Source organism: Nitrobacter vulgaris (assembly GCF_031453995.1).
Lineage (GTDB): Bacteria > Pseudomonadota > Alphaproteobacteria > Rhizobiales > Xanthobacteraceae > Nitrobacter > Nitrobacter vulgaris.
The window spans coordinates 1-22616 of sequence record NZ_JAVDPZ010000047.1 but is presented as its reverse complement, the minus strand read 5'-3'; the positions used below and the strand labels follow the sequence as shown (position 1 = coordinate 22616).

Here is a 22616-nt window from a genome sequence, read left to right as displayed (position 1 = left end):
ACGCCGAACCGAAGCCCTTCACATGGACTGCCGATCCCAACAAAATTATCCGAGCCGTCAGACGCGGGCACCAAGTGTTAGATTCCATCCACTAGCAGACTGCATCGACTTGGGCACGGGGCCGGGATTAGTTATGCCGACCGCCTCGCTGCGCTCCCTTGCCGTCATCGGTCGCCCCAGCTTACATCTTAAGCTTGCGCTTTCCGTCAATGCGTTGGGAGCGGTGCGCACGCTGCCACCGCGCTATCTACATAACGGCATGCTCGCCAGTGCTTGCCTTGAGCGCCTGAAACAGCGGGATGATTGGCTGGCGGCGCTGTTGCGGTTGTGCGACGAGAATGATTGGTGCGTGTTGCGCCAGCGCGATGCATTGCAGGCAGAGCCAGGAGAACTGGCGTGTATGATCCGCCGCTACCCGACGGTGGCTGGTGCGACGTTCATTCCGATGGCGGCATTGCCGGCGACGAGCGCCGGAGGAACGCTGCCGGCTTTCGACCATCTGATCGGTCGTGCCGGACCGGAGAGCAAGGTGTGGGCATTGTTCGCCGATATCGCCCGCGCCTTGTTGGAATTGGGCCTGCGCTGCTTTGCGTACGGTGTCATGCCGGAGTTGCACGGACAGAATGTGGTGCTGGCATTTCAAGGGCAGCGCATCGCCGCGTTGGTCCTGCGCGACCACGACACCTTGCGCATCTGCTCGCCGCTAATGCGGGCCCAGGGTATAGCGGTGCCGGACTATGTGATTGATCGCAGTACGCCGAACACGCTCGAACTGAATACGCCGCGCGAGTTGCTGGCGTATCTGCAAACCCTCGCCATCGAGGTCAACCTGTATGCCATCCTGGCCGCGCTTGCGGAGCGCTACCGCCGGGAAGAGTCGCATGGCTGGCATATCGTGCGCACGGTGTTGGAAGACTGCCTGGCGCGTGTGCCGCTGCCGAACGACTTCGCCAATGAGACCAGGAGCCTGTTGCTGGATGAACCTGATTGGCCGTTCAAGCAGGTACTGGCACCGCTGCTCGGCCGAGCGAGCTTCGGCACCGGCATGCCCAGCGCGATGGGACGATTGAGCAACCCGTTATTACCTGTCGAATGTAATAAATGTCTGGCGTAACATCATGTTCCCGCAACCTTGTCCTGTTGCTGGCATGCCAAGCCGTGACGACGCTCGGGCTGATGGTGTTGGTGCCTATCCTACCTCTGTATATGGCGACGCTTACCGGCATTGATACGCTTGGAGCCGCACGCTGGAGCAGTCTCGCGTTGGCCGCACCGGGGCTCGGCACTTTGTGCTTCGCGCCTCTTGCCGGTCAGTGGTGTGACCGCTTCGGCTATCGGCGCATGCTGCTGGTGTCGCTGGCGGTGTTCATCGCAAGCATGCTGCTGATGGCGCTGAGCACAAGCGTGTTGAGCTTCATGTTGGGCCGTCTGCTGCAAGGCATGAGCACCATTGGCGTCGTGTTGACCGCCTTCGTCGGCCATGCCAGCAGCGACGCGTCGCGTGGACGCTCGCTGGGCTTGCAGGAAAGCGCGATTGCTTGCGGCGCGCTGGCGGGTCCGGTGCTGGGTGGCATGATGCTGGACCAATGGTCGCTGAAGCCACTTTTGATAGCGAGCGCGCTGCTTACGGGCATTGCGGGCGGCGTGCTATGGAGCCAGCTCAGAGAGCCGCCCAAGTCGGCGCCGGATAAAAACCTTCCACAGTTCGCCGGCTTGCAAACCGTGCTTGCCCGCGCCGATTTGCGCAATTGGATGTTGGCCGCCTGCCTGACCCAGGCCGCTGCATTTGCACTGGTCAATGTCTTCCCGCTCTATTTGATAGCGCATTTCCCCGCGGCGGATGCGATTGCCAGCAAGACCGGGGCGCTGCATGCATTGGGCTGGCTGGCAACTATGCTGGCGAGCCCGCTGTGGGGACATCTGAACGATCGTGGCGACCCGCGCCGCCACTTCGTGCTGGCCGCGATCGGTTGCGCATTGTCCATCGGATTGTTGATGAAGGCCGATCAACTCTGGCTGGTCGCCTTACTCAGGGTAGTTCAGGGGGTCTGCTATGCCGCATTGGCGCAATCGATGTTACTGGCCTGCAGCCGTCAACTGCCGGCAGCGGTTTATGGGCATGTGACTGGATTGAGCCGTAGTTTCATGGTCGTCGGCCAAATGCTGGGGCCGCTCATCGTCATGCTTCTGATGCCGCTTCTTGCGCCTGCCAACCTGGTATGGCCGATCACCGCACTATTTATGGCGGCCGGTTTACTCGTGCTCGGCAATAGCATGCAGCGCTCATACCCTGTTTGCAGGATTGAAAACCAAGGGAAGGATGTCGCATGACAATGCATTTTCCGCGGCTCGCTCCCTTGGAGCGGCGCCTGGTGGAGCAGTACCTCAACACGTATTGCCGTGAGACCGCTTGTTTCGATCCTCGCTTAGCACCGACTGACGCGGGACCAGCCGAATTGCAAGCGCAGATAACCGGCTGGCGGGCTGCCGGACTGATGCCGTATCTCGTGTCGTTCGCGCAGACGGGATATCAACTGGTTGGCGCGCTGAACTACTTCTCCCCGATCGGTTACCACCGCGTGACGCCTTTTGCATGGCTCGGGTGCAACGGCGACTGGTGTCCCCTGACGAACGCGACGCCACTGGTCGACCGGATTGTGGACACACTCGCCGATGCCAGCGGCCAGCCCGCCGAGACGGCGCAACAATGCCGTGATCGCTTGAAGACCTTGATGCGCAACAGCGTGGACAAGGTGCGCCGTTTCCACCAGCACCATGCCGCCGGAGGTCGATCGGCTTTTGTTACGGCGGAACAAGGCTTGCGGTTCGGCCATATTTTTCATGTCACCTCCAAGGCTTCGGAAGGGTTCAGCGAGGAAGATATGGAGCGTTATTCTCCCGAACTGGGAGCCTCGTTTCGCTTGCACTACTTCGCAGTCGCCACCAACTTGCTGGATACACGTGTGGTAAATGCCGAACAGTTGCCTATCGATCCGGAGGCGGCGCGTTTCGCCGTGGAACTGTTGGCCGATGACGGGTATCACCTGCTGCCCTGCCATCCATGGCAAGCCAATCATCTGTTGAGTCTACCTGAGATCACCGAGCTGGTGAAAAACCGCTCGCTGATTTCGCTCGGACCTCTAGGAGAAGTGGTTTGGCCGACGTCTTCGGTACGTACGGTCTGGTTGCCTGCTCAGGAGCTGTTCCTCAAGTTATCGCTTAATATCCGCATCACTAACTTCGTGCGCAACAATCCGCCCGAACATGTCGAGCGGGCGCTGGATGCCAGCCTGGCGCTGTCCCAATTGCCGCAAGAGGTATTGGAACAGCCGACGTTCCACATCTTGGCGGAGTTGGGCAGCCAGAGCTTGAAGCTGCCGAGCGAGGCGCTGCGCGCCGCTTGCACGGTGGTGTACCGAAAAGCCATCCCAGGCACCGAGGCAGAGCATGCGCAAGTGGTCGCGTCAGTGCTGGAGGAACCGGCGGAGGGTGAGATTCCGCTGTGGACGCTGCTACGCCAAGCTGCAGGGCGGAACGCGCCCGACGCCGCCTTGGTTCAACGCTGGTGGGTACGCTACCTGGATGCGAGCCTGCTACCCTTGCTGCGCTTATTCTCCGAATACGGCATCAGTCTGGAAGCTCATCTGCAGAACGCGATGATGGCGTTCCAGGACGGCTGGCCGGCGCGGGGTTATGCGCGCGACATGGAGGGCACCAGCATCAGCTGCACGCGCTTCCCGTTCCTCGATCGCCTGAAGCCCGACAGTCCCGTTTTATACGACGAGCAGCAGGCGTGGCATCGTTTCCAGTATTACGTGTTGGTCAATCATATCGGCCATGTGATTGCCTGCCTGGCCCGCACCGGCCTGACAACGGAAGCCGCGCTATGGCGTGATACGGCCGACCGGATTGCCGCAACCGGCAATCCGCTGGTGTTGCAGCTGCTCGCGCAGCAGATGCTGCCGGCAAAAGCCAACATGCTCAGCAGTTTCCAGCAACGCGGTGAACGTCCGTCGTGGGTGGAGATTCCCAATCCACTGCGTCAGAGATAAGCCATGCATCCGCACGATTATCAGAACCTGATCGACAGCCCGGCCTACCGGCAGGCCAGCCGCCGCGTGCTGCGCCAACTGCTGGAAGCCTTGCTGTTTGAAGAGGCTTTGCCGCATTGCGTGTGGCGCGGAGAAACTCTGACGATACCCGGCTGCGCTGCCGGCGACACGGCAGTCAGCTATCAATGCCAGGCGCAACGCAGCTTCAGCTTCGGCCGTGTCCGCATCACCGCGCCCCTGCTGCGCCGGGCGGACGATGGAACGGAAGAAGCGAGTGATCCCGCACTGTTCTTGGCGGAAATCGCACCCTGGCTGACCGCAGACGAAACGCGGCTCAGCCAGTTTGCTGCGGAACTGCTGGCAACCCAGATCAAGGATGCTCAAACCTTGCATGTGCGCGGCGACAAGATATTGCGGGGTGCCGATTACGACACGGTGGAAGCCCGGCTGACCGATAGCCACCCTTATCACCCCAGCTACAAATCGCGTCTCGGGTTTACGCTCGATGACAACAGCGCCTATGCGCCGGAGATGACGTCGGCAGTGACGCCGCTGTTGCTGGCCGGGCGCTGCGACCGCAGCCGTTGCTCGGTCAGCGCCACGATCGACCGGGAACATGCGGCGCGCACCCTGCTGGGGGACACCGACTGGCAGTGCTTTCACGACAAACTGAGCCAACGCGGTGTGCGTTCCGACGATTACGTGCCGCTGCCGGTTCATCCGTGGCAGTGGGAAGAAGTGATTCTTCCCGCTTTCCATCAAGCGCTGGCGCGCGGCGAACTGCTGCTCATCGGGCCGCTGACGAAGCGCTATCTGCCGCAGCAATCCATCCGTACGCTGGGTAATATGGATGACCGGAAAGGCTTATCGCTCAAGCTGGCGATGAGCCTCGTCAATACCTCCACCTCGCGCGTGCTGGCGCCACACACCGTGCAAAATGCCGCGGTCATCAGCGACTGGTTGCAAGCCCTGGAACAGTCGTGCTGGCCGGCGCCGATGGTGCGTCCGGTGCTGCTGCGCGAAGTGGCCGGCGTGAGCTTCACCGCGCTGGCTCCGGCGCACGGCCAATATGGGGCATTGGCGTGCATTTGGCGTGAAAGCGTGCACCGGCATATGCAGCTGGGCGAAGCCGCGGTGCCGATGACCGCCTTGATGCATGTGGATGCCGATGGCCGGCCGTTTGTCGATGCGTGGGTCAGGCGCCATGGCCCCGAACCATGGCTGAAGCGCTTGGTTGAGCGGGCCTGGCTGCCGGTGCTGCATCTGCTTTGGGAACATGGCACGGCACTCGAATCGCATGCGCAGAACATGATCCTCCTGCACGAAGACGGGCTGCCGGCACGGGTGGCGCTCAAGGACTTTCACGACGGCGTGCGGTTTTCCAAGGCACTGCTATCCGGCTCCGCACCTGCGCTCATCGCGCCGCCGGCCGAACATGTGCGCGTCAATCCGAATTCTTTCCTGGAAACCGACGATGCCGACGAGCTGCGCGATTTCACCTTCGATGCCCTGTTCTTCGTCAACATGGCTGAACTGGCGTGGCTGTTCCAGCGTTTCTACGACGTGAAGGAGGCGCGATTCTGGGAGATCGTGCGCGACGTACTGCAGTCATATCAATCGCGTCACCCTGAACGCGCGGCGCGCTACCGATTGTTCGATTGCTTTGCCGAGCAGGTCTCGATCGAACTACTTGCAAGCCGCCGCTTTCGGCAGGAAATCCGTTTGCGCACTCGGCTCGCGCCGAACCCGCTGGCGCCGGAAGGGAAGCCGTCATGTCTCTGAAAGTGCGCCTGCAACAGAAAGCCTCGTCGCATCCATTGTATGGATTATTTTGCTCTACGCCGGCTGCGCTTTCAGTCGAATTGATCGCGGCAGCCGGCTACGACTTCGTGGTGATCGATCTGGAACATACGCTGGTCGGCCCGGACCAGTTAGCCAGCATGTTGCTGGCGGCGCGTGCCGCCGGGATCGCCGTGCTGGTCCGGGTGGCGGCGCCGCATCAGGCCGCGCAGGCGTTGGACGCCGGTGCCGAAGGCATCGTGTTTCCGCGCATTTGCTCGGAGCAGGCCGCTCGGGACGCGGTGCGGCTTTGTCATTTCGCACCGCTTGGCGAGCGTGGCTTGAACGCCACTTGGCATAGCGGCTATGGGCGCGATGATCTGGTATCCGCCTTGGAGGCCGCGCGTGAGCGCACGCTGGTCGTGGCGATGATCGAAGACACCGAAGGCATCGATCAAGCCGATGCGATTGCCGCAGTCGACGGAGTGGACGTGCTTTTGGAGGGCGCCGCCGATCTCTCGCAATGTCTCGGAGTTCCGTGGCAGACACGCCACCCGGAGATGCGCGCGGCGGTGTCGCGCATTCGCACGGCGGCTTTGCAGCATGGCAAGACGTTCTGCGCGTTGCCGCGCGCCCCGGAGGATTGCGAGGCCTGGCATCGGGACCAGGTGCGCATGTTCGTCCTGGGCGATGATCGCGGCATCAGCCGCCGCGCCATGGCGGCCCATCTGGCACGGCATCAAATGAAAGATAGCGGGCAATGAACCTGCAACACTTACGCAATTACCTGGATGGCCGCACCGAACCGGTGTGCGCCTACCTCTACGATCTGGCGCATTTGCGCCAGCGCGTCGACACGCTGCGCCGTTGCCTGCCTGCGCAGTGCAAGCTGTTCTACGCCATCAAGGCTAATAGCGACGCGCCGATCCTGCGGGCGCTGTTGCATCGTACCGACGGCTTTGAAGTGGCATCACTGGGAGAAATCCAGGCCGTGCGCGGGATCAACGATGCGGTGCCGGTTGTGTTCGGCGGGCCTGGCAAGACCGATGCCGAGCTTGAAGGCGCCCTTGATCAGGGTGTCCTGCTGATCCATGTCGAAAGCGAGCACCAGTTGCGGCGTCTGGACTGGATCGCGCGCCGCCGCAATCAGCGGGCGGATATCCTGCTGCGGGTCAATCCGGCGTCCGTGCCGCAGCAAGCCACACTGCGCATGGGAGGACAGGCGACCCAGTTCGGCATCGAAGAGGCGCAGATACCTGCCTTGATCGAACTGGCGCTCGGCCTGCCCGGCGTGCGTCTGCAGGGCCTGCATATCCATTCCATCTCCAACAATCTGGACGCACAAACACATCTCGCCCTGCTCGAACATTACTTCGATCTGACGAGCACTTGGCAGCGGCGCTATCAACTGGAATTCGATTGGCTCAACGCCGGCGGCGGCATCGGCATCAACTATGCCGACCCGCAGGCCTCATTCGATTGGGAAGGTTTTTGCGCTGGCCTGACGGCGTTGATCGCCGCGCGCCAGCCGCGCTTCCAGCTCGTCTTCGAATGCGGGCGATTTCTGACTGCGGACTGCGGTTATTACCTTGCCGACGTTACCGACCTCAAGCACACTCACGGCAAGCACTTCGCGATACTGCGCGGCGGATCTCACCATTTTCGGCTGCCGGCATCATGGCAGCACAATCATCCGTTCGTGGTGTTACCGCGCGAAGCCTGGCCATACCCTTTCCCACGCCCGGCTGTGCATGAGACTCCGGTGACCTTGTGCGGTGAACTGTGCACGCCGAAAGACACGCTTGCCTGCGATGTCCGGGTCGAGCGCCTGCGCGCGGGCGACTGCATCGCCTTCCTGCTGGCGGGCGCCTATGGCTGGCACATTTCACATCATGACTTTTTAAGTCATCCGCATCCGGAACGGATTTATCTGGATTAGGAAGGAGCCAGCCGTGCTCTGTGCGCTGCCCGTTCACTTCGTTCGTTCCGACGCGATCCTGCCGAACGAGTGCCACTATCCGGAACATGCCGCAAGCCTGGCGGAAACGCTCCGGCGCGAGCAACTTTGGCGCATCCCGATTGTGCTGGAATGCAACAGCTTGGCTGTCATGGATGGTCATCATCGGTTGCAAGCCGCATTGCAACTCAAGCTGGCCTATGTGCCTTGCCTGTTGCTTGGCTACGGCGACGTGGAGGTGATCGCCACGCGAGAGGGTTACCTCGTCACGCCGCAAGAGATCGTGCGCCGCGCCAGGGCGCAGGATCTCTACCCGCCGAAAACCACACGCCATCGGTTTCCATCGGCTCTGCCGACCTGCAATGTTTCGGTATGGTTGCTGTGCAGAAGGTCCAATCGCGGCCAGTGTGATAGCCGGATAGGGTAGACCCTAATCTAGTCCATTATCCGAAGGGCTGATTGGTTGATTCTAGACAATTGCGCACGTTCGGTTCTTTGCCGCGCGCCTCCACCGCCAAATCTGAAAGCTTGTGACGAAGAGAATGAGCGGCACGAAGCCAGTAGCAAACACTAGAAGACGGCCGAGCAAGCCGAAGGCCGACCCGTTATGCAACCAGAGTTGTCCGGTCATATAGCGGTCGCCCAGCGACATGGAATCAGGCGTGCGGTCATGCGTGAGTGCGCCCGTCCATGGATCGAGCCAAATGGCACCGCGAGTGCGAAGGGCTGGATCGGAGCCTGGCGGGCGCAACAGGATTCGCCAAGTGTTGCGCCTCTCATTTGGCGGCGTCAATTGCGCTATCTCGTAGCCGGGTTTGGCGGTGCGCGCCGCCAGAACCATCGCATCAGCGGACAATCGTGTTGCTTCGTTGGAAAGAGAAGACTTGATGATCGGCGACGGGTCAGGGTCCGCCGTGGAGACCAAGCCGACCAATGGGCGGATGACACTTGGAAACACGATACCGATACCGGTAACGGCGATCAGAGCAAGTAACGGTAGACTCCAAAAGCCCGCCGTATTGTGCAGATCGCGCATGAGACGTTGCGCGGACACGTGCCTGCGGATCGAGACGGAGCGCCAGAACCGGGCTCGCTCCCGCCACCATAGATACAAGCCCGAGCAAGCCATCCCAAGCAGTAGGAATCCGATCGCTCCGACAAGCTCGTGACCCCACCAGTCATAGAGCAGAAGATTGTGGTGCATGCGATAGACGGTGAACGCAAAGCAGTTGGTGTAGTCGCGCCGACCTAACACCCTCCCATTTGACGGATCGATCATGGTGGTCCAGAGATTCGGATATTGACCTTTCTCCGTCGCGTGGGAGTGCATGACGATCCAGACCGGCCAGGTCCGGTCAGGAGCGATGACGGATCGGATCGGCGCCTGATCCGCTATGGCCGCAATCCGCATGACCTCGGCGGCCTTGAGACGGTGCTGAGGCCCGGCCGGAATGTACAGGCTCGGATTCAATGCTGCGTCGATCTCGCGATAAAAGACGACGAAGCTGCCCGTGAGACCGATCACCACGAGCAGGATACCCAGGCTCAGGCCAAGCCAACGATGCAGCCGGACGAGTGCAACGCGCAGCCTTCTGGAATTGGTGGGAGTCCAGGCTGCTGCTGCCCCCGAATGGTCGTTCACAATGTCACTGCCTCACGGCGATTCAAAAATCGATGCTCGCCGAGATTCGGTACGTGCGCGGTGTACCGGGGGTGAGGAAGCCGCGTCCCGTCGTTGCCCAGTAGTCTAATCCGAAGACGTTTTCGACCGCCGCACGCAACGTCAGCAGCCTGCCGTCGACTTTAGTGACGTAGCGTGCCCCGATGTCAGCCCGGGTCCAGTCCGGTATCTGCTGCGTGTTCGCCTGATCGTAAAATTGCCGCGATGTATAAATGACTCTCCCGGTCAGAGTCGCTACTCCCGAGGTCCGCCAGAAGGGCAGATCGTATTCGCCATAGAGGTTGAATTGAATATCCGGAACGCCAACCGCGGCCCTGCCGTCGAATTGGCCACCAACCGTCTTGGTCTGCACGCCGTCGATGAGGGACACGCCACCGAGCAGACGCAACCCAGGAGTGACCTCACCGAAGGTGTTGAACTCCAATCCGCGATTACGCTGCTCGCCGTCGACCGAAAAGATGTTGGTCGCCGGATTCGTGAACCCGTTGGGCTGCGTAATCTCAAACGCCGCTAGACTCACGCCCACAGCCCCGAAGTCATATTTGGCGCCGACTTCAATCTGCTTGGCCACAATCGCAGGAAAGACCTGGCCGACATTGGCGGTCCCGACTGGCGCTATTCCACCCGACGTTAGGCCTTCGATGTAGTTGCCGTAAAGCGACAGGTTGTTGATTGGCTTTACCACGAGAGCCACGGCAGGGGTGATCGCCTCGTTCTGCGGGCGTGAGGTCACGGCACCGGTCCTGTTGAAGTTGGCGACATCGATCCCCTGCCAGCGCCCGCCCACGGTGAGAAGCACGCGATCATCGAGAACCGACATCGTATCCGCGATTGCGACGCTTTGATTGATCCGCCGCGAAGCAAGTGGCGCATCGTGCGACAGGCCCGTCGCGCTACGCGGAGCCACATAAACCGGGTTATAGAGGTTCGACGTGATCAATGGTCCGACATTGGTAGTGGCAGTTCCGCTGTCTTGCCACAGCCCGGTCGCCGAAATCACAGTAGAATGCTTCACCGCTCCGGTAGCGAAACGGCCGCGCACCCCAACCTCTCCGGTTTCGCGATCGGCATCCTGTACGGTGAGGGCCGGTTGTGACGTGAACCTGCCCAGTGCGTTCGTGAGTCTCAGAGTTCCACCGAAGAAAGTCTCATCAGATTTGCTGTGACCGTACGCCCCATACAGCGTCCAGAAATCATCGAGATCATACTCGGCGCGTAGCGCAGCGTATTGATGGTTCGATTTATAGTATTCCCAGGGCTGCTGCTGGTTGATCGAGAGTGAGGGTGAATCCGGGATGGGAAAGCCCTGGTTCACTTGCCGCACGCGTGTTGGCGCCTTCAGGTTCTGCTTTTGGAAACCGACATCGACCGTAGCCCGGAACCGTTCGCCACGGTAGTCGAGAGCCGCCGCGCCGACGCCGAATCCATCCGTCTGGAAGGCGATCGGTGTCTGGCCATCGCGATAGGCACCATTGAGGCGAACGCCCCACTCTTTGTGGTCGCCAAAGCGCCGGCCGAAATCGACGGCCGTTCCAACATTTCCGTTGGACACGAAGCCCGTCGTCAATCGCGTGATCGGATCGTCGGTGGCACGCTTCGGAATGAGGTTGACCGTTCCGCCGACGTTTCCGAACGGCGAAATCCCATACAGCAAGGCGCTTGCCCCCTTCAGGATCTCCACACGCTCGATAGGCTCTAGGGCAGGACGGCGCGTATCGGTGATGCCGTAAAGGCCGTCGAACGCGAAGTCGCTCGCAAATACCGGGAAGCCGCGGATCAAAAACCCATCGATTCCGCTATAGCGTGGGGAGTTTGTGCGCACCGAGGGATCGTTGTCGGCGACATCGCTGATGGTGTTGGCTTGCTGGTCGCGGATAAGCTTGCTCGTGTAGCCCGTCGTGTTGAACGGCGTATCGAAGACATTGCGATTGCCTAACATGCCGACGCGTGTGGTGGTCCCGACCTGACCGCCGGCATAGGGAGCCGGCGGCTGACCGATCGTGCCGGTCGAAGGCGTGAGGTACGGGACAGCCGGCGATCTCACCGGAGCGGCAACGCGCTGAGCAACACTCGATCGCACCGGAGCGGCAGCGCGACGGGCAGCAGTGCGCGGTTTCTTGTTTCTGGCCTTGGGTGCGGTGACCGTCACGGCTGGTAAGGAAGTGGCTTCTTGTGCGTACGCGTCCTCTGCTAACTGAAAGGACAATGGGAGGTAACTCACTGCGCTGCAACAAACGGCCCAGTAAAGTTTTTTCGTCAAAGGATTCATCGTCGTCCCAAGTTTGATCACACACTCAAAAATGTATCCTCTACAGCATCCTTCGTGTGCAGATAAGGATTCGACCGTAGAATCATTACAAACCAGAGCCGTTGCTGTGGAAATGTGTTTTGTCGCGCATCCGGCGCCGAGCCGTAGAACGGCCTTCGAGCCATTTTCCCAATCTATTGTTGCCGCGATTGTTCATGCGCACCTCCAGCAGATGGCGCGCATGGACGAAATCTGTTCTTGCTGAGGAGCTGCCGGGCAGCGATGAGCGACCTCAAAAAGGCGAGCAGGAAGGCCGGTGATCAAGCCCGGGTGATCTAAAGCTTGGTCACTTTTGCTATGGGAGCAGAAGATGCCCGTGATCCGGCAATGGCTCACGGCTTAACGAGATCCTGCTTCTGAAGCTCGATCCGGGCGAGCTTGATGAGACTACACAAGCTCGCGCGGCCGAGGGTGTTGTCGCGTATTGAGCATTTGCGCCTACGCCGCAGGTCCGTCTCGGACTGGGTTAAAGACCAAAAAGGGGACAATGTCCTTGCCACAATTCGGCACACGACCCTCGTCCAAATACAGCGCTGAAGCCGCTGCGAGTTGTCGGTATTGATGATTGGGCCTGGCGGCGTAATCACCGATACGGCAGCATCGACTGCGACTTGGAAAGGCGCAGGGTAGTCACGGCTGTTGCCGGACCGTGAGCCCGCAACCGCTCAAGCGTGGCTCTCTGCTCATCCCACGATCGCGGTCGTCGCTCGAGCCCGCGGGGGAGGATATGGCGAAGCTGCCGCAAAGGCGCTGCCGTGCGCCGTACAGGTCGCTGATCGTTGGCATCTGATGGAGAACGCCAATCGGGCCTTTCTGGACGCCGTCCGCAAATCGATGCGCCAGATCCGCTGTGCAATCGGTGGCAACCATCAATCCCAAGCTACTCACCGCGGCCGAGTGGCTGCAGTATACCAACCCTGGTCGAGGCACGCGAGATCATTGCCGAATTCCATGATGATCCGGCGTAGCGCCAGCGCCGAACTGTTGCCCTGGATTGAGCGCGCTCGTGCCAGCCTTGTCGCTTCGTTCGCCCGCGGCGTAACGAATGATGAAGTGGCGGTCCAGGCGGCGATCACCTCATCCTGGTCGAACGGACAAACTGAAGGCCAAATCACACGCGTCAAGCTCGTCAAACGTCAAATGTATGGCCGCGGAAAAATCGATCTGCTTCAAGCAAGGCTCGTCGGTGCGGAATAAACGGAGCTGCACCAAGATCGCGTCAGAGCCCTTATTCCACGCCGAAACACACCTGGAGGCCGGCCCCATGAGCCGGATCGGAATGTGAGGCGGAAACAGGACATCCTGATCGCCGCAACCCAATCACTGCTGATTGCCGCACATACCATTCGTTTGAAGCTTCTGCTGTGCGCAAAGCTGCGGCGGCACCGACAACATAGTCGAACTGCCATGGTCCTGCGCACGCTTTGAATTCGAAGCGTAGCAGCCGTAAGGCGTTTGTGGTCACCAAAACGGTCGCACCAGTGTCGGCCAGGATCGCCATCCAGAGCGGTGTTGCCCCGAAAAGCGTGGTGACGAGAAAAACGCTCTTCAGGCCGAGGGCGAGCGTGATGTTCTGCCAGATATTGGCGAGCGTCGCGCGCGATAACGCGACCAATTCGGCAACCGGTAACATGAGCAACCCAGCCGCCACAACAACCGCAGTTCGGATCGTGGGTCACGATCATCTTGGGCGGTGTCTCGGCCGCCCATGAGTGTCGCGGTAGCGTGAGCATGGCGGTTGCCTGCAAGGCGCCGATCATCAGCGCCCGCCGTCCAACCGAAGTTGCGCATAATGCACTTCATCGGAAGGAGACGTATTTCGCGAGAGCGGCAATCACTGGCGCCAGAACAAGGATGCCGAGCAGACCGGCGAGAGCCATGCCATCCCATGGCTCCCATCATGTCGTGCATCATTGGAATTTCCTCTCATTCGGCGGCTGCCTTGAGACCCGCTAGCCCCTGTTCGATCGCTGTCTCCTCTGAGGCCATGCTCCGCGGCAGCCGCCACCCCTTGATCAGCGCATAGACGGCGGGGATTACGAGCAGCGTGAGCACGGTCGAGGAGACCATGCCGCCGATCATCGGCACTGCGATGCGCTGCATCACTTCCGAACCGGTGCCGGTGCTCCACAGGATCGGGACGAGGCCGGCTGTGATGGCGATGACGGTCATCATCTTCGGCCGGACACGTTCGACGGCGCCGAGCATGATCGCTTCGTAGAGATCTGTTCGGGTGAAGGGCCGTCCTTCCGCCTCCCGCTCAACCTTTAGTTCCGCCATCGCCTGTTCGAGATAGATCAGCATGATGACGCCGGTCTCGGCGGCGACGCCGGCAAGCGCGATGAAGCCGACCGCCACGGCGACCGACATGTTGAAGCCGAGCCACCACATCAACCAGATGCCGCCCACCAGCGCGAATGGCAGCGACAGCATGACAATGAGCGTCTCGGTCAGCGCCCGGAAGTTGAGGTAGAGCAACAGGAAAATGACCAGCAGTGTCACCGGCACGACGATCTTCAACCGCGCTTCTGCGCGTTGAAGATACTCAAACTGGCCGCTCCACGAGACATAGGTACCGGGTGGCAGCTTGACCTCGGTCGCGACCGCTTTCTGTGCCGCGGCGACATAGCCGCCGAGATCGCGGCCGGCGATATCAACGAAGACGTAGACCGCGAGCTGACCGTTCTCGGTGCGGATCGAGGTGGCGCCGCGGGTCAGCTCGACCTTGGCGACCTCGCCGAGCGGCACCGTTCCACCTCCCGGCAACGGCACCTGCACGTCACGAGCGATCGATTGTGGGTCACTCCTGAAAGCGCGCGGATAGCGGATGGTGACGGCATAGCGTTCGCGGCCCTCAACGGTAGTGGTCACCGTCTCGGCCCCGAGCGCGCTTGCGATCACGGCCTGGACGTCGCCAATGGCCAAGCCATAGCGACCAAGCGCGTCGCGATCCGGCACGATGTCAAGGTAGTAGCCGCCGATCACCCGCTCGGCATAAGCGCTCGATGTGCCCGGCAGCGATCGCAGCACCCGCTCGATCTCACGAGCCGTCTGCTCCATCTGAGCGAGATCCGTTCCGAACACTTTGACACCGACTGGCGTGCGAATGCCGGTCGCAAGCATATCGATGCGAGCGCGGATCGGCATGGTCCAGGCATTGGAGACGCCGGGAAATTGCAATGCTCTATCCATTTCGGTCTTCAGGCTGTCGATGGTGATACCGAGCGGCCATTCGCTCTTCGGCTTCAGATTGATGATGGTCTCGAACATCTCCATCGGCGCCGGATCGGTGGCGGTGAGCGCACGTCCCGCCTTACCATAGACCGAAGCCACCTCCGGGAAGCTCTTGATGATCCGGTCCTGCACTTGCAGAAGCTCAGCCGCCTTGGTCACGGAAATCCCTGGTAAGGTCGTCGGCATGTACATCAGTGCCCCCTCGTCGAGGCTCGGCATGAACTCCGAACCGAGTTGTCGTGCCGGCCAGACAGTCACTCCGAGGACAATGAGCGCGACGAGGATGGTGAGCGTCTTCGCCTTCAGGACTCCGCGGATGACTGGCCGGTAGACCCAGATCAGGAAACGGTTGATTGGGTTCCGGTGCTCCGGGATAATCCGCCCGCGCACGAAGACCACCATCAACGCCGGCACCAGTGTCACCGACAGCAACGCCGCGGCCGCCATCGCGAAGGTCTTTGTGAAGGCGAGCGGACCGAACATCCGGCCCTCCTGCGACTCCAGCGTGAAGATCGGCAGGAAGGAGACGGTGATAACGAGCAGGCTGAAGAACAGCGCCGGACCGACCTGGCTCGCCGCCTCGATCAGGATTTCGACGCGCGGCTTGTCGGGCGGTGCGCGCTCCAAATGCTTGTGAGCGTTTTCGATCATCACGATGGCGGCATCGATCATGGCGCCGACGGCGATGGCGATGCCACCGAGACTCATGATGTTGGAGCCAAGCCCAATCGCCTTCATCGCCGCGAAGGCGATGAGGATGCCGACCGGCAGCATCAGGATGGCGACCAGCGCGCTGCGCAAATGCAGCAGGAACACCACGCAGACCAGCGCGACAATGATGCTCTCCTCGATCAGCGTGCCCTTCAGGGTCTCGATCGCCCGGCCGATCAGTTCGGAACGGTCGTAGACCGGCACGATCTCGGCGCCCTCGGGCAGGCTCGACGCAATCTCGGCAAGTCGCGCCTTGACGTTCTCGATCACGGTCAGCGCGTTGGCACCGAAGCGTTGCAGGACGATGCCGCTCGCGACTTCGCTTTCGCCGTTGAGTTCAGTGATACCGCGCCGTTCGCCCGGCCCGATTTCGACGCGGGCAACGTCTCTCACGCGCAGCGACACGCCACGGTCGGTCTTCAGCACCACATTTTCGATGTCGGCGGCGCTTCTGATATAGCCGCGACCGCGCACCATGAATTCGAACTCGGAGAGCTCGACGGTGCGACCGCCGACATCGGCGTTGCTGGCCTTGACGGCCTCGCGCACGCGGTCGAGTGGGATGCCCAACGCCCGCAGTCTGTTGGGATCGACCACGATCGAATATTGCTTCACGAAGCCGCCGACGCTGGCGACTTCCGCGACGCCATCCGCCTTGGAGGCCCCGAAGCGGATCACCCAGTCCTGCAGAGAGCGCAGCTCGGCGAGCGTCATCTCCTTCGCGACGACGGCGTATTGGTAGACCCAGCCGACACCGGTCGCATCCGGACCGAGGGTTGGCGTCACGCCCGCCGGCGACCGCTGAGCGGCAGCGTTGAGATATTCAAGGACGCGGCTTCGTGCCCAATAGGGATCGGTGCCATCTTCGAAGATCACATAGACGAAGGAGACGCCGAAGAAGGAGAAGCCACGCACGACTTTTGACTTCGGCACCGTCAGCATCGAGGTCGTCAGCGGATAAGTGACCTGATCCTCGACCACTTGCGGCGCCTGGCCGGGATAGTTGGTGTAGACGATCACCTGCACGTCCGAGAGGTCGGGGATGGCGTCGAGCGGCAGCGTCTTCAGCGCATAGAGCCCAGCGGCAACGGCGAAGATCGTGCCGACGAATACGAGCACAAGGTTGCGGGCCGACCAGCCAATGAGTTGGGCGATCATGGCCGGGCCTCCGGCGGGGTCAGGCCGCGGAGCGCCGCCTTTAGATTGCTCTCGGCGTCAATCAGGAAGTTCGCCTCGACAACGACACGGTCACCCTCCGCAATCCCCTCGCGGATTTCGGTGAGCCCTTCGCCACGCAAGCCGATCTTCACATCGTGCGGTTCGAACCGGCCGTCTCCACGATCTATGATCACGACCTGTCGTGTGCCGGTGTCGATCACCGCGCTGTCCGGAACGGCCACCACGGGCGCGGCATTGCCGGTGCAGATCTCCACTTCGGCATACATATTGGGGAATAAAACCCCGCTGGGATTGACAATTTCGATCCGCACCCGCGTGGCTCGCGTCGTTTCACTAACCTGCGGATAGATCAGAGACACACGCCCCTCGAATGTGCGGCCCGGTAGGCTTCGGATTCGTATCGTTACCGGCGCATCAATCCGAACGGCCGCAAGATCGAACTCCGGCACGTCCGCCAACACCCAGACGGTCGAGATATCCGCTAGGCGGAACAGCACATCGCCTGATGCTACCTTCATGCCCTCAACGACATTGCGTTCGAGCACGACGCCGTCGCGCGCCGCACGCCATGTGATCGATAGCGGCACCTTGCGGGTACGCTCGATCTCGGCGATGGCCTCGGGTGGTACTCCCAGATTTTCCAGGCGCTGGCGAGCACCGCCGATAGCGCCGTCGCGACCGCTAATATTGAGATCGCTGAGAAACAGCGCACCCGCGGCAGCGATGTCAGGAGAGTAGAGTCGGACCAGTATCTGGCCTTTCGTGACCCGGTCTCCCGTCGTGACGTTCGCCACCTCGTTGACGAAGGCATCGCTCCGGGTTGCGACCACCGAAACGCGCCGCTCGTCGAGTTGGACCATTCCCGGTACGCGTACCAGCCTTCCGACTGTCCGCCGCTTGACCAATTCGGATCGCACGCCAGTCCGCTGCAATTTGCCGAGCGACACCTGCACGACTGAGCTACCGTCGTCCTTTCCCTCGTAGACGGGGATATAGTCCATCCCCATCGAGTCTTTCTTTGGCACAGGTGAGGTGTCAGGCAGGCCCATCGGGTTGCGGTAGTAGAGGATGCGCTGCGTGCCGGCCTGCTCAGTCGCCTCGGCTGTCGTCGGCTGCTTCTCTTCGAAGCTCACATCCTCGCTGGCGCGAACGGCGCGGAAAGCACGGCCGTCTGCGGTTTTGCGCGGTGTTGCCGAGTAAGCTGGCTTACCGTCAGGGTCCTGATAGTAAATCACCGCTCCCGTGCCGGCTGGCGTCGACGCCGCCAAGGTTGCCTCGACACGAAACCATTTTGTGAGGCCGGTGACCGGAGGATTCCGAACACCCGCCCAATAGCCTCCGGCCCCCGCCGCTAAAATAGCGGCGAGGGCGAGGCCAATAAGAGCGAGCCGTTTCATGGCGTCGCTTTCAGGACCAGTTTGTTCTGGAGCGTTCCGGTCTCACCCTGGATCTTGGCGCCGAGCGAAAGCCGCCAGCCACCAGCCATCGTCAGGTTGGTCTTGAAGCGATAGACACCCGGCTCGGTCGATGGCAGAGCCTCGATCGGCGCCGCCATCGTCTCCATGCCGTCGGGCGCCATGTCGATCCGGGTCGCAAAGATGACAGCGTCCGGAACTGCTTTGCCGGATTGCTTGTCGATGAGCCGGACAGCGACGATGGCGCCGTTACCCTGCTTGATCTCAGTTTGAACGAGTCGAAATTCATAGTCCGTGATGTCGGCTTTAGCTGCCGAAAAAGCCGTCACAGAAAGTGCGGCCGCGAGCACCGCCGCAGCGGCGCGTTTCATAGAAGAAGTCGTCATAGTTTGAAAATCCCAGATTCATCGAAGCACCGTGCGCATGGCCCGGCGTTGCGCGGCCTATGGCCACGCGCTTTCGACCGCCCGAGCATACGCTTGGGCGGCGCGAACCGGCACCGAAGTGCCGGCGATGTTCTAGGTTCTTGGAGGTCGAGCTGGAGGTTCTACCACAAGCGCATCGCGCACGACGTCGTTGCCTGGAGAAAGGGAATCGCTTTGATCCCAAAAGATGAAGGCAAGACTCGAAAGCGTCGGCGTGACCGAGAAACACTTGGCCATACAGGTCGCCATCAACGGGCAGGACTTCTGGCAATCCGGGACTACCGGCTTCTCATGCGGGCAGCAGGGCATATCGTCCGGCATTGACGCTATGGACATATCAGAGGCGGCCGCCACCACGGCTCCGCTCACCGATGCGGTGAACGGTACAGCAATAAGCCCCACGATCGCAAGGATCGGGAGCAACCTGCGGAGCCAGATGCCTACCCTCATGATCGGAAAATGGCACAGGCTTCGCGTTCGGGGAAGGTGGGGAAAATGACCCTTTCGTGAAGAGTCGCGGAACGACAGATCGCGTGTCGGGTGGCTTTTTGGCTCATTTCAAGTCGTTGCATTCAATCTCAAGAGGACGCCGCCGAGAGGTTCACCCGCCGCATCAGGGCTTCACCGCTTTCCTTGCGCTCGGAATATCGGTCGGTGAGGTAAGCCGAGACATCGCGCGTCAGCAGCGTGAACTTGACCAGTTCTTCCATCACATCGACGACCCGATCATGCGTTTTGCTGAGGTGTGTCCACAATGTCTGAACGCGCTTTGGAGAACGATCATGTGAAATAATCTGTTTCCCGCCGCCGCTTTGGCCATGATCGGATTCACCGTTCCCGCGTCGGCAGCCGACGTCGGCTACGTTCAGGAACCGGTGACCGAGATCTACACCCAGGCTGGACCGCTGCCGCTTCAGGCGGCAGTCGATATCGCCAACGGAATCGGGCTGGTTTCCGTGTCAAACACGAACAAATGGGGCAACGAGTGGCAGGTCGAGGGCTATGACGTTGCCGGAAGCTATATGGAAGTCGATGTTGATGCGCGCACCGGCGCGATCGTAAACGTCGATAAGTGACGTCGGTCGCAGGTGCCCAAGTCAGGCCGAAGAGACGGCCGATATCGATCGATGAGCAAGGTCGAAAGAGCTGTAGCTCCCGGAACAGAAAACCCGCCGGAGCGGGGTTGAGCTTGCAGGCAAGCGCGCCGGCGGAAAAGCAAATGGCCCGAAGCGTTGCCCGGGCCATCCACATCGCGAGCGAGCCCTACACCCAGCTCGCTAGCCTAGGCGCAGATTCTCCGCGCTTTCTTTGCCGCGGTTCGCGACGATCTCGTAAGACACCTTGGCGCCCTCTGCCAAGCCGTTGAACCCGGCCTTCTCCACGGCGGAGATATGGACAAACACGTCTTTGCCGCCGGTTTCCGGCTGGATGAAGCCATAGCCTTTTTGCTGGTTAAACCACTTCACAGTTCCTGTAGCCTGTTGGTCGTTCCCAAAACGTTGAAACGTGAATACAACCCTAAGCAGTGGCGGGAAGTAAGGCACAATCCCGCCGGTGGGGAGCCGGGCGGAGGCGTCCTCTTCGCTAAGGCTCAGCTTGCCCTGCGGCGGCAATCCTTTGGCAGTACGATCTTGATGATCCACTTCTTGGGCTCGCTCAGCGCATCTTCCCGGACGGAGTAGACAAGGCCAGTCACGGACACACCCGACAGGCTCATTCGCGTTGGTATTCCCCTGAACTGGGCAGCCCGACAACGTCTTGCTTCAGATGGTTGGGTTGTTTCGAACGTCTGCATATCCGGCTCCCTTCGCGCGCATGTCCGATCGGAATCGAAAAGGCCGGCGGGCGTGACGCCGCCGACCTTTCGATGTAACTGTCGGCTCAAGAATCCGGTGCCGTCGCGGCCTGTGATAATCGTGGCCGCGTATGCTTAATAAAAGATTATCGTCTGCCTCGGCGGCGGTCGTGAGCGTGATCGCGCTGCGCCGGTCATGTCACCGCCCTCGCGTAAGCATCACCGACCCGGCTCCGTTGGGATACATGCCGCCGCATTGCATGGAACTAGCCAGAAAGTTGAGGCAGGGAAGCGAAGCTAATCCGACGGGGCTTTCCATCGTCCCTGAACTCAAAATTGAAGAGATCGAAAAGAGTGGAGAAGCGTCGGTTACTCTGCGGCTTGGAAGGTGGTTCGTCTCGCTTCGTTAATCGAGCCAGACCTTCTTCGATACTGAGTTTGATCACGCCGAGCATGAAAATGAAGCGAAGGCATCGAAGAACTACTTCGTGCCGTTCGGAAAGGAGTTTGTCCTTCATCCCGGCCGTTTCGTGCTTTCCAGCACACTTGAGTGGATGAAATTCCCAGCTAGTCTCGGTGGTTATGTCGGCGGAAAATCCACTTGGGCAAGACGTGGATTGATCATCGAGACCGCCGCCGGTATTCATCCTGGCTTCAATGGTTGCCTCACTCTTGAACTAACAAACTTCGGCGAAGTCCCGATCAAAATTCGGCCCGGCATGAATATCTGCCAAATTTTTCTCCACGCCATTCCAGACGGCAAGGTCACGTCGGGTGGCTTGCTTAGCGGCAGGCGCAGGCCCTACCTCGGCAAGATCAAGAGCGACCCTATCCTGAAAGACCTAATGGATAAGCCAGGCGCATAGTCACTGCCGCTGCCGCCATCCGATCGGCCAGGTCTTTCGGAGTTCGGTTCGTCGCGGACACTCCACATGCGACGCGGGAAATGTAATGCTCGCGCCGACAGATGGGAGTCCTAAATTGAGCGTGAGTGAATGGTTCAGGCGGCGCCAAACGCCATTCCGCAAAGGCCGTGAAGGACTTTATGCGAGTTTCCAGGGATCAGGGACTACCGCTCGATTATGATCGCGACGAACGGCTCACCGTCGCGAGCAGGCCGCGCTTGCCGGAGCGCCTTAGGCCTTCAACCACGAGGCCTGTCAGCCGCTGCGATCAACGCCGGGCATGCTGCCGAAACCGACATAGATCGGCGGCTCACCCGCTGCAAGGAAAGCGGCAAGCTCGCCGTCGGGACTCCAGTCCGGCGTATCGAGGAACCAGTAGCCAGTCACCGCAACATCTGCGTTCGAGTCGCGCGGCTTCGGCAGCACGTGCGGGCTAGAACCGTAGAGTGTGCCGGCAAGAGGCGCGGCCATCCCGCGAGCCGGCAATCCAAGTGCCTGCACCCGCCATGTGCGGACCGTTCTGCCGAACATGACACTGCCGCCGTGGATCATCAGCGCATGGCTCGCCTGGTTGAGCGGGCCGAGCGAGGGAAAGGGCAGCACCGGCGTCGGAAAGGTCGATGTCGGCGTGAAGCCTGGCAGCGGTGACGCGAGGAAAAGTGGAACGCCGAGCTTCGCTGCGATGTGCGGAGCGCCGAGCGCCTTGGGATGAAACAGGATGGCGTCTGGTGCGAAATCGCGGGCCGCTTTCCATTCGGCATCGAGCAGCCGCTGGCCGATCTCGCGATTTCAGGAGCTTGAAGCCCGCACCGAAACCAGTACCGGCGCTGCCGATCACTTTTTTCGCTTCGGGCGAGTCGAGCACTGCGAGGACCTCGGCCGGGAGCGGCGCGAAAGCAACGGCCTCGGCCGCCGCCATCTCGGCGAACTGGGCGGGTGCGACGATCAACACCTCGTGCCCGTGCGCTCTGAGCCCGCGGGACAGCGCGAGATAGGGCTGCGTGTCGCCGCGTGTGCCGAGCGTGTGGAGGGCTGCGTGTCGCCGCGTGTGCCGAGCGTGTGGATGGAAAAGCGCATCCTGCTTTCTCTATTTCAAGCGTGAGCGCCCCTCCGCGCTCTCAGTCTGCGGACGTACAATGCGCCCCAGCCAAGTCCGAGCATTGCGGCCACCGAGG

The 22616-nt window shown here is 61.0% G+C and carries 16 protein-coding genes and 5 pseudogenes; 11 read left to right on the top strand and 10 right to left on the bottom strand.

Features of this window, described 5'->3' with window-relative positions:
• The first annotated feature begins 109 nt into the window (after positions 1 to 109).
• The 7 genes from GGQ85_RS18750 to GGQ85_RS18720 all read left to right on the top strand — a co-directional run bounded on the left by GGQ85_RS18750 (position 110) and on the right by GGQ85_RS18720 (position 8215).
• On the top strand, positions 110 to 1114 hold the full coding sequence (locus tag GGQ85_RS18750) for an IucA/IucC family protein (RefSeq protein ID WP_309775792.1): 1005 nt from the start codon (positions 110 to 112) through the stop codon (positions 1112 to 1114).
• On the top strand, positions 1102 to 2331 hold the full coding sequence (locus GGQ85_RS18745) for an MFS transporter (protein ID WP_309775791.1): 1230 nt from the start codon (positions 1102 to 1104) through the stop codon (positions 2329 to 2331). Before GGQ85_RS18750 ends, GGQ85_RS18745 begins: the two co-directional genes overlap by 13 nt.
• Positions 2328 to 4052 carry an IucA/IucC family protein gene (locus tag GGQ85_RS18740; protein ID WP_309775790.1) on the top strand — a complete coding sequence of 575 codons (1725 nt, stop codon included), beginning with the start codon at positions 2328 to 2330 and terminating at the stop codon, positions 4050 to 4052. The genes GGQ85_RS18745 and GGQ85_RS18740 overlap by 4 nt, the downstream gene beginning before the upstream one ends.
• 3 nt (positions 4053 to 4055) lie before the next feature.
• The gene (locus tag GGQ85_RS18735; RefSeq protein ID WP_309775789.1) at positions 4056 to 5834 is read left to right on the top strand and encodes an IucA/IucC family protein; all 1779 of its coding nucleotides are present in this window, start codon (positions 4056 to 4058) and stop codon (positions 5832 to 5834) included.
• Positions 5825 to 6595: an HpcH/HpaI aldolase family protein gene (locus GGQ85_RS18730; protein ID WP_309775788.1), complete on the top strand. Its 771-nt coding sequence runs from the start codon at positions 5825 to 5827 to the stop codon at positions 6593 to 6595. The genes GGQ85_RS18735 and GGQ85_RS18730 overlap by 10 nt, the downstream gene beginning before the upstream one ends.
• 74 nt (positions 6596 to 6669) lie before the next feature.
• Positions 6670 to 7770, top strand: coding sequence for a type III PLP-dependent enzyme (locus tag GGQ85_RS18725; protein WP_309775787.1), 1101 nt, complete (start codon positions 6670 to 6672; stop codon positions 7768 to 7770).
• A 13-nt stretch (positions 7771 to 7783) separates the two neighbouring features.
• Positions 7784 to 8215 carry a ParB N-terminal domain-containing protein gene (locus GGQ85_RS18720; protein WP_309775786.1) on the top strand — a complete coding sequence of 144 codons (432 nt, stop codon included), beginning with the start codon at positions 7784 to 7786 and terminating at the stop codon, positions 8213 to 8215.
• Between the two features lie 42 nt (positions 8216 to 8257).
• Here GGQ85_RS18720 and GGQ85_RS18715 read toward each other — a convergent pair whose 3' ends face one another.
• Complete coding sequence (locus tag GGQ85_RS18715; RefSeq protein ID WP_309775785.1) at positions 8258 to 9430, bottom strand: PepSY-associated TM helix domain-containing protein; 1173 nt, start codon at positions 9428 to 9430, stop codon at positions 8258 to 8260.
• Between the two features lie 22 nt (positions 9431 to 9452).
• Complete coding sequence (locus GGQ85_RS18710) at positions 9453 to 11513, bottom strand: TonB-dependent receptor (RefSeq protein WP_309775784.1); 2061 nt, start codon at positions 11511 to 11513, stop codon at positions 9453 to 9455.
• A gap of 782 nt (positions 11514 to 12295) precedes the next feature.
• Here GGQ85_RS18710 and GGQ85_RS18705 point away from each other — a divergent pair.
• A pseudogene (locus GGQ85_RS18705) lies at positions 12296 to 12974 on the top strand (ISL3 family transposase); the annotation flags it as partial.
• 223 nt (positions 12975 to 13197) lie between these two features.
• Here GGQ85_RS18705 and GGQ85_RS18700 read toward each other — a convergent pair.
• The 4 genes and pseudogenes from GGQ85_RS18700 to GGQ85_RS18685 all read right to left on the bottom strand — a co-directional run.
• Positions 13198 to 13401, bottom strand: a pseudogene (locus GGQ85_RS18700) (hypothetical protein); the annotation flags it as partial.
• A 302-nt stretch (positions 13402 to 13703) separates the two neighbouring features.
• On the bottom strand, positions 13704 to 16880 hold the full coding sequence (locus tag GGQ85_RS18695; protein ID WP_309775783.1) for an efflux RND transporter permease subunit: 3177 nt from the start codon (positions 16878 to 16880) through the stop codon (positions 13704 to 13706).
• A complete protein-coding gene (locus tag GGQ85_RS18690; protein WP_309775782.1) occupies positions 16877 to 18298 on the bottom strand; it encodes an efflux RND transporter periplasmic adaptor subunit in 1422 nt (473 codons plus the stop codon). Before GGQ85_RS18690 ends, GGQ85_RS18695 begins: the two co-directional genes overlap by 4 nt.
• Complete coding sequence (locus GGQ85_RS18685) at positions 18295 to 18702, bottom strand: FixH family protein (protein WP_309775781.1); 408 nt, start codon at positions 18700 to 18702, stop codon at positions 18295 to 18297. The genes GGQ85_RS18690 and GGQ85_RS18685 overlap by 4 nt, the downstream gene beginning before the upstream one ends.
• A gap of 226 nt (positions 18703 to 18928) precedes the next feature.
• Between GGQ85_RS18685 and GGQ85_RS18680 the strand changes: the two genes are divergently transcribed.
• Positions 18929 to 19240 carry a hypothetical protein gene (locus tag GGQ85_RS18680; RefSeq protein WP_309775780.1) on the top strand — a complete coding sequence of 104 codons (312 nt, stop codon included), beginning with the start codon at positions 18929 to 18931 and terminating at the stop codon, positions 19238 to 19240.
• A gap of 79 nt (positions 19241 to 19319) precedes the next feature.
• On the opposite strand, the pseudogene GGQ85_RS18675 reads toward GGQ85_RS18680, so the two are convergent.
• Positions 19320 to 19481: pseudogene (locus tag GGQ85_RS18675) on the bottom strand (arsenical resistance protein ArsH); the annotation flags it as partial.
• 78 nt (positions 19482 to 19559) lie between these two features.
• Between GGQ85_RS18675 and GGQ85_RS18670 the strand changes: the two are divergent.
• A complete protein-coding gene (locus GGQ85_RS18670; RefSeq protein ID WP_309775779.1) occupies positions 19560 to 19817 on the top strand; it encodes a hypothetical protein in 258 nt (85 codons plus the stop codon).
• A 201-nt stretch (positions 19818 to 20018) separates the two neighbouring features.
• On the opposite strand, the gene GGQ85_RS18665 is transcribed toward GGQ85_RS18670, so the two are convergent.
• The gene (locus GGQ85_RS18665) at positions 20019 to 20267 is read right to left on the bottom strand and encodes a cold-shock protein (RefSeq protein ID WP_309775794.1); all 249 of its coding nucleotides are present in this window, start codon (positions 20265 to 20267) and stop codon (positions 20019 to 20021) included.
• Between the two features lie 733 nt (positions 20268 to 21000).
• Here GGQ85_RS18665 and dcd point away from each other — a divergent pair.
• Positions 21001 to 21402, top strand: a pseudogene (dcd, locus tag GGQ85_RS18660) (dCTP deaminase); the annotation flags it as partial.
• A 294-nt stretch (positions 21403 to 21696) separates the two neighbouring features.
• On the opposite strand, the gene GGQ85_RS18655 reads toward dcd, so the two are convergent.
• Together GGQ85_RS18655 and GGQ85_RS18650 are read right to left on the bottom strand one after the other, a co-directional pair.
• Entirely contained in the window at positions 21697 to 22044 is a 348-nt protein-coding gene (locus GGQ85_RS18655; protein ID WP_309775778.1) for a hypothetical protein, read from the bottom strand.
• Positions 22045 to 22333: 289 nt separating this feature from the next.
• A pseudogene (locus tag GGQ85_RS18650) lies at positions 22334 to 22426 on the bottom strand (hypothetical protein); the annotation flags it as partial.
• Between the last annotated feature and the right edge of the window lie 190 nt (positions 22427 to 22616).

Bases quoted from the DNA above. Each gene is read 5' to 3' on its own strand.
- GGQ85_RS18745 (WP_309775791.1), top strand. From the start codon at position 1,102: ATGTCTGGCGTAACATCATGTTCCCGCAACCTTGTCCTGTTGCTGGCA.
- GGQ85_RS18740 (WP_309775790.1), top strand. From the start codon at position 2,328: ATGACAATGCATTTTCCGCGGCTCGCTCCCTTGGAGCGGCGCCTGGTG.
- GGQ85_RS18735 (WP_309775789.1), top strand. From the start codon at position 4,056: ATGCATCCGCACGATTATCAGAACCTGATCGACAGCCCGGCCTACCGG.
- GGQ85_RS18730 (WP_309775788.1), top strand. From the start codon at position 5,825: ATGTCTCTGAAAGTGCGCCTGCAACAGAAAGCCTCGTCGCATCCATTG.
- GGQ85_RS18695 (WP_309775783.1), bottom strand. From the start codon at position 16,880: ATGATCGCCCAACTCATTGGCTGGTCGGCCCGCAACCTTGTGCTCGTA.
- GGQ85_RS18690 (WP_309775782.1), bottom strand. From the start codon at position 18,298: ATGAAACGGCTCGCTCTTATTGGCCTCGCCCTCGCCGCTATTTTAGCG.
- GGQ85_RS18685 (WP_309775781.1), bottom strand. From the start codon at position 18,702: ATGACGACTTCTTCTATGAAACGCGCCGCTGCGGCGGTGCTCGCGGCC.
- GGQ85_RS18680 (WP_309775780.1), top strand. From the start codon at position 18,929: ATGAAGGCAAGACTCGAAAGCGTCGGCGTGACCGAGAAACACTTGGCC.
- GGQ85_RS18670 (WP_309775779.1), top strand. From the start codon at position 19,560: ATGATCGGATTCACCGTTCCCGCGTCGGCAGCCGACGTCGGCTACGTT.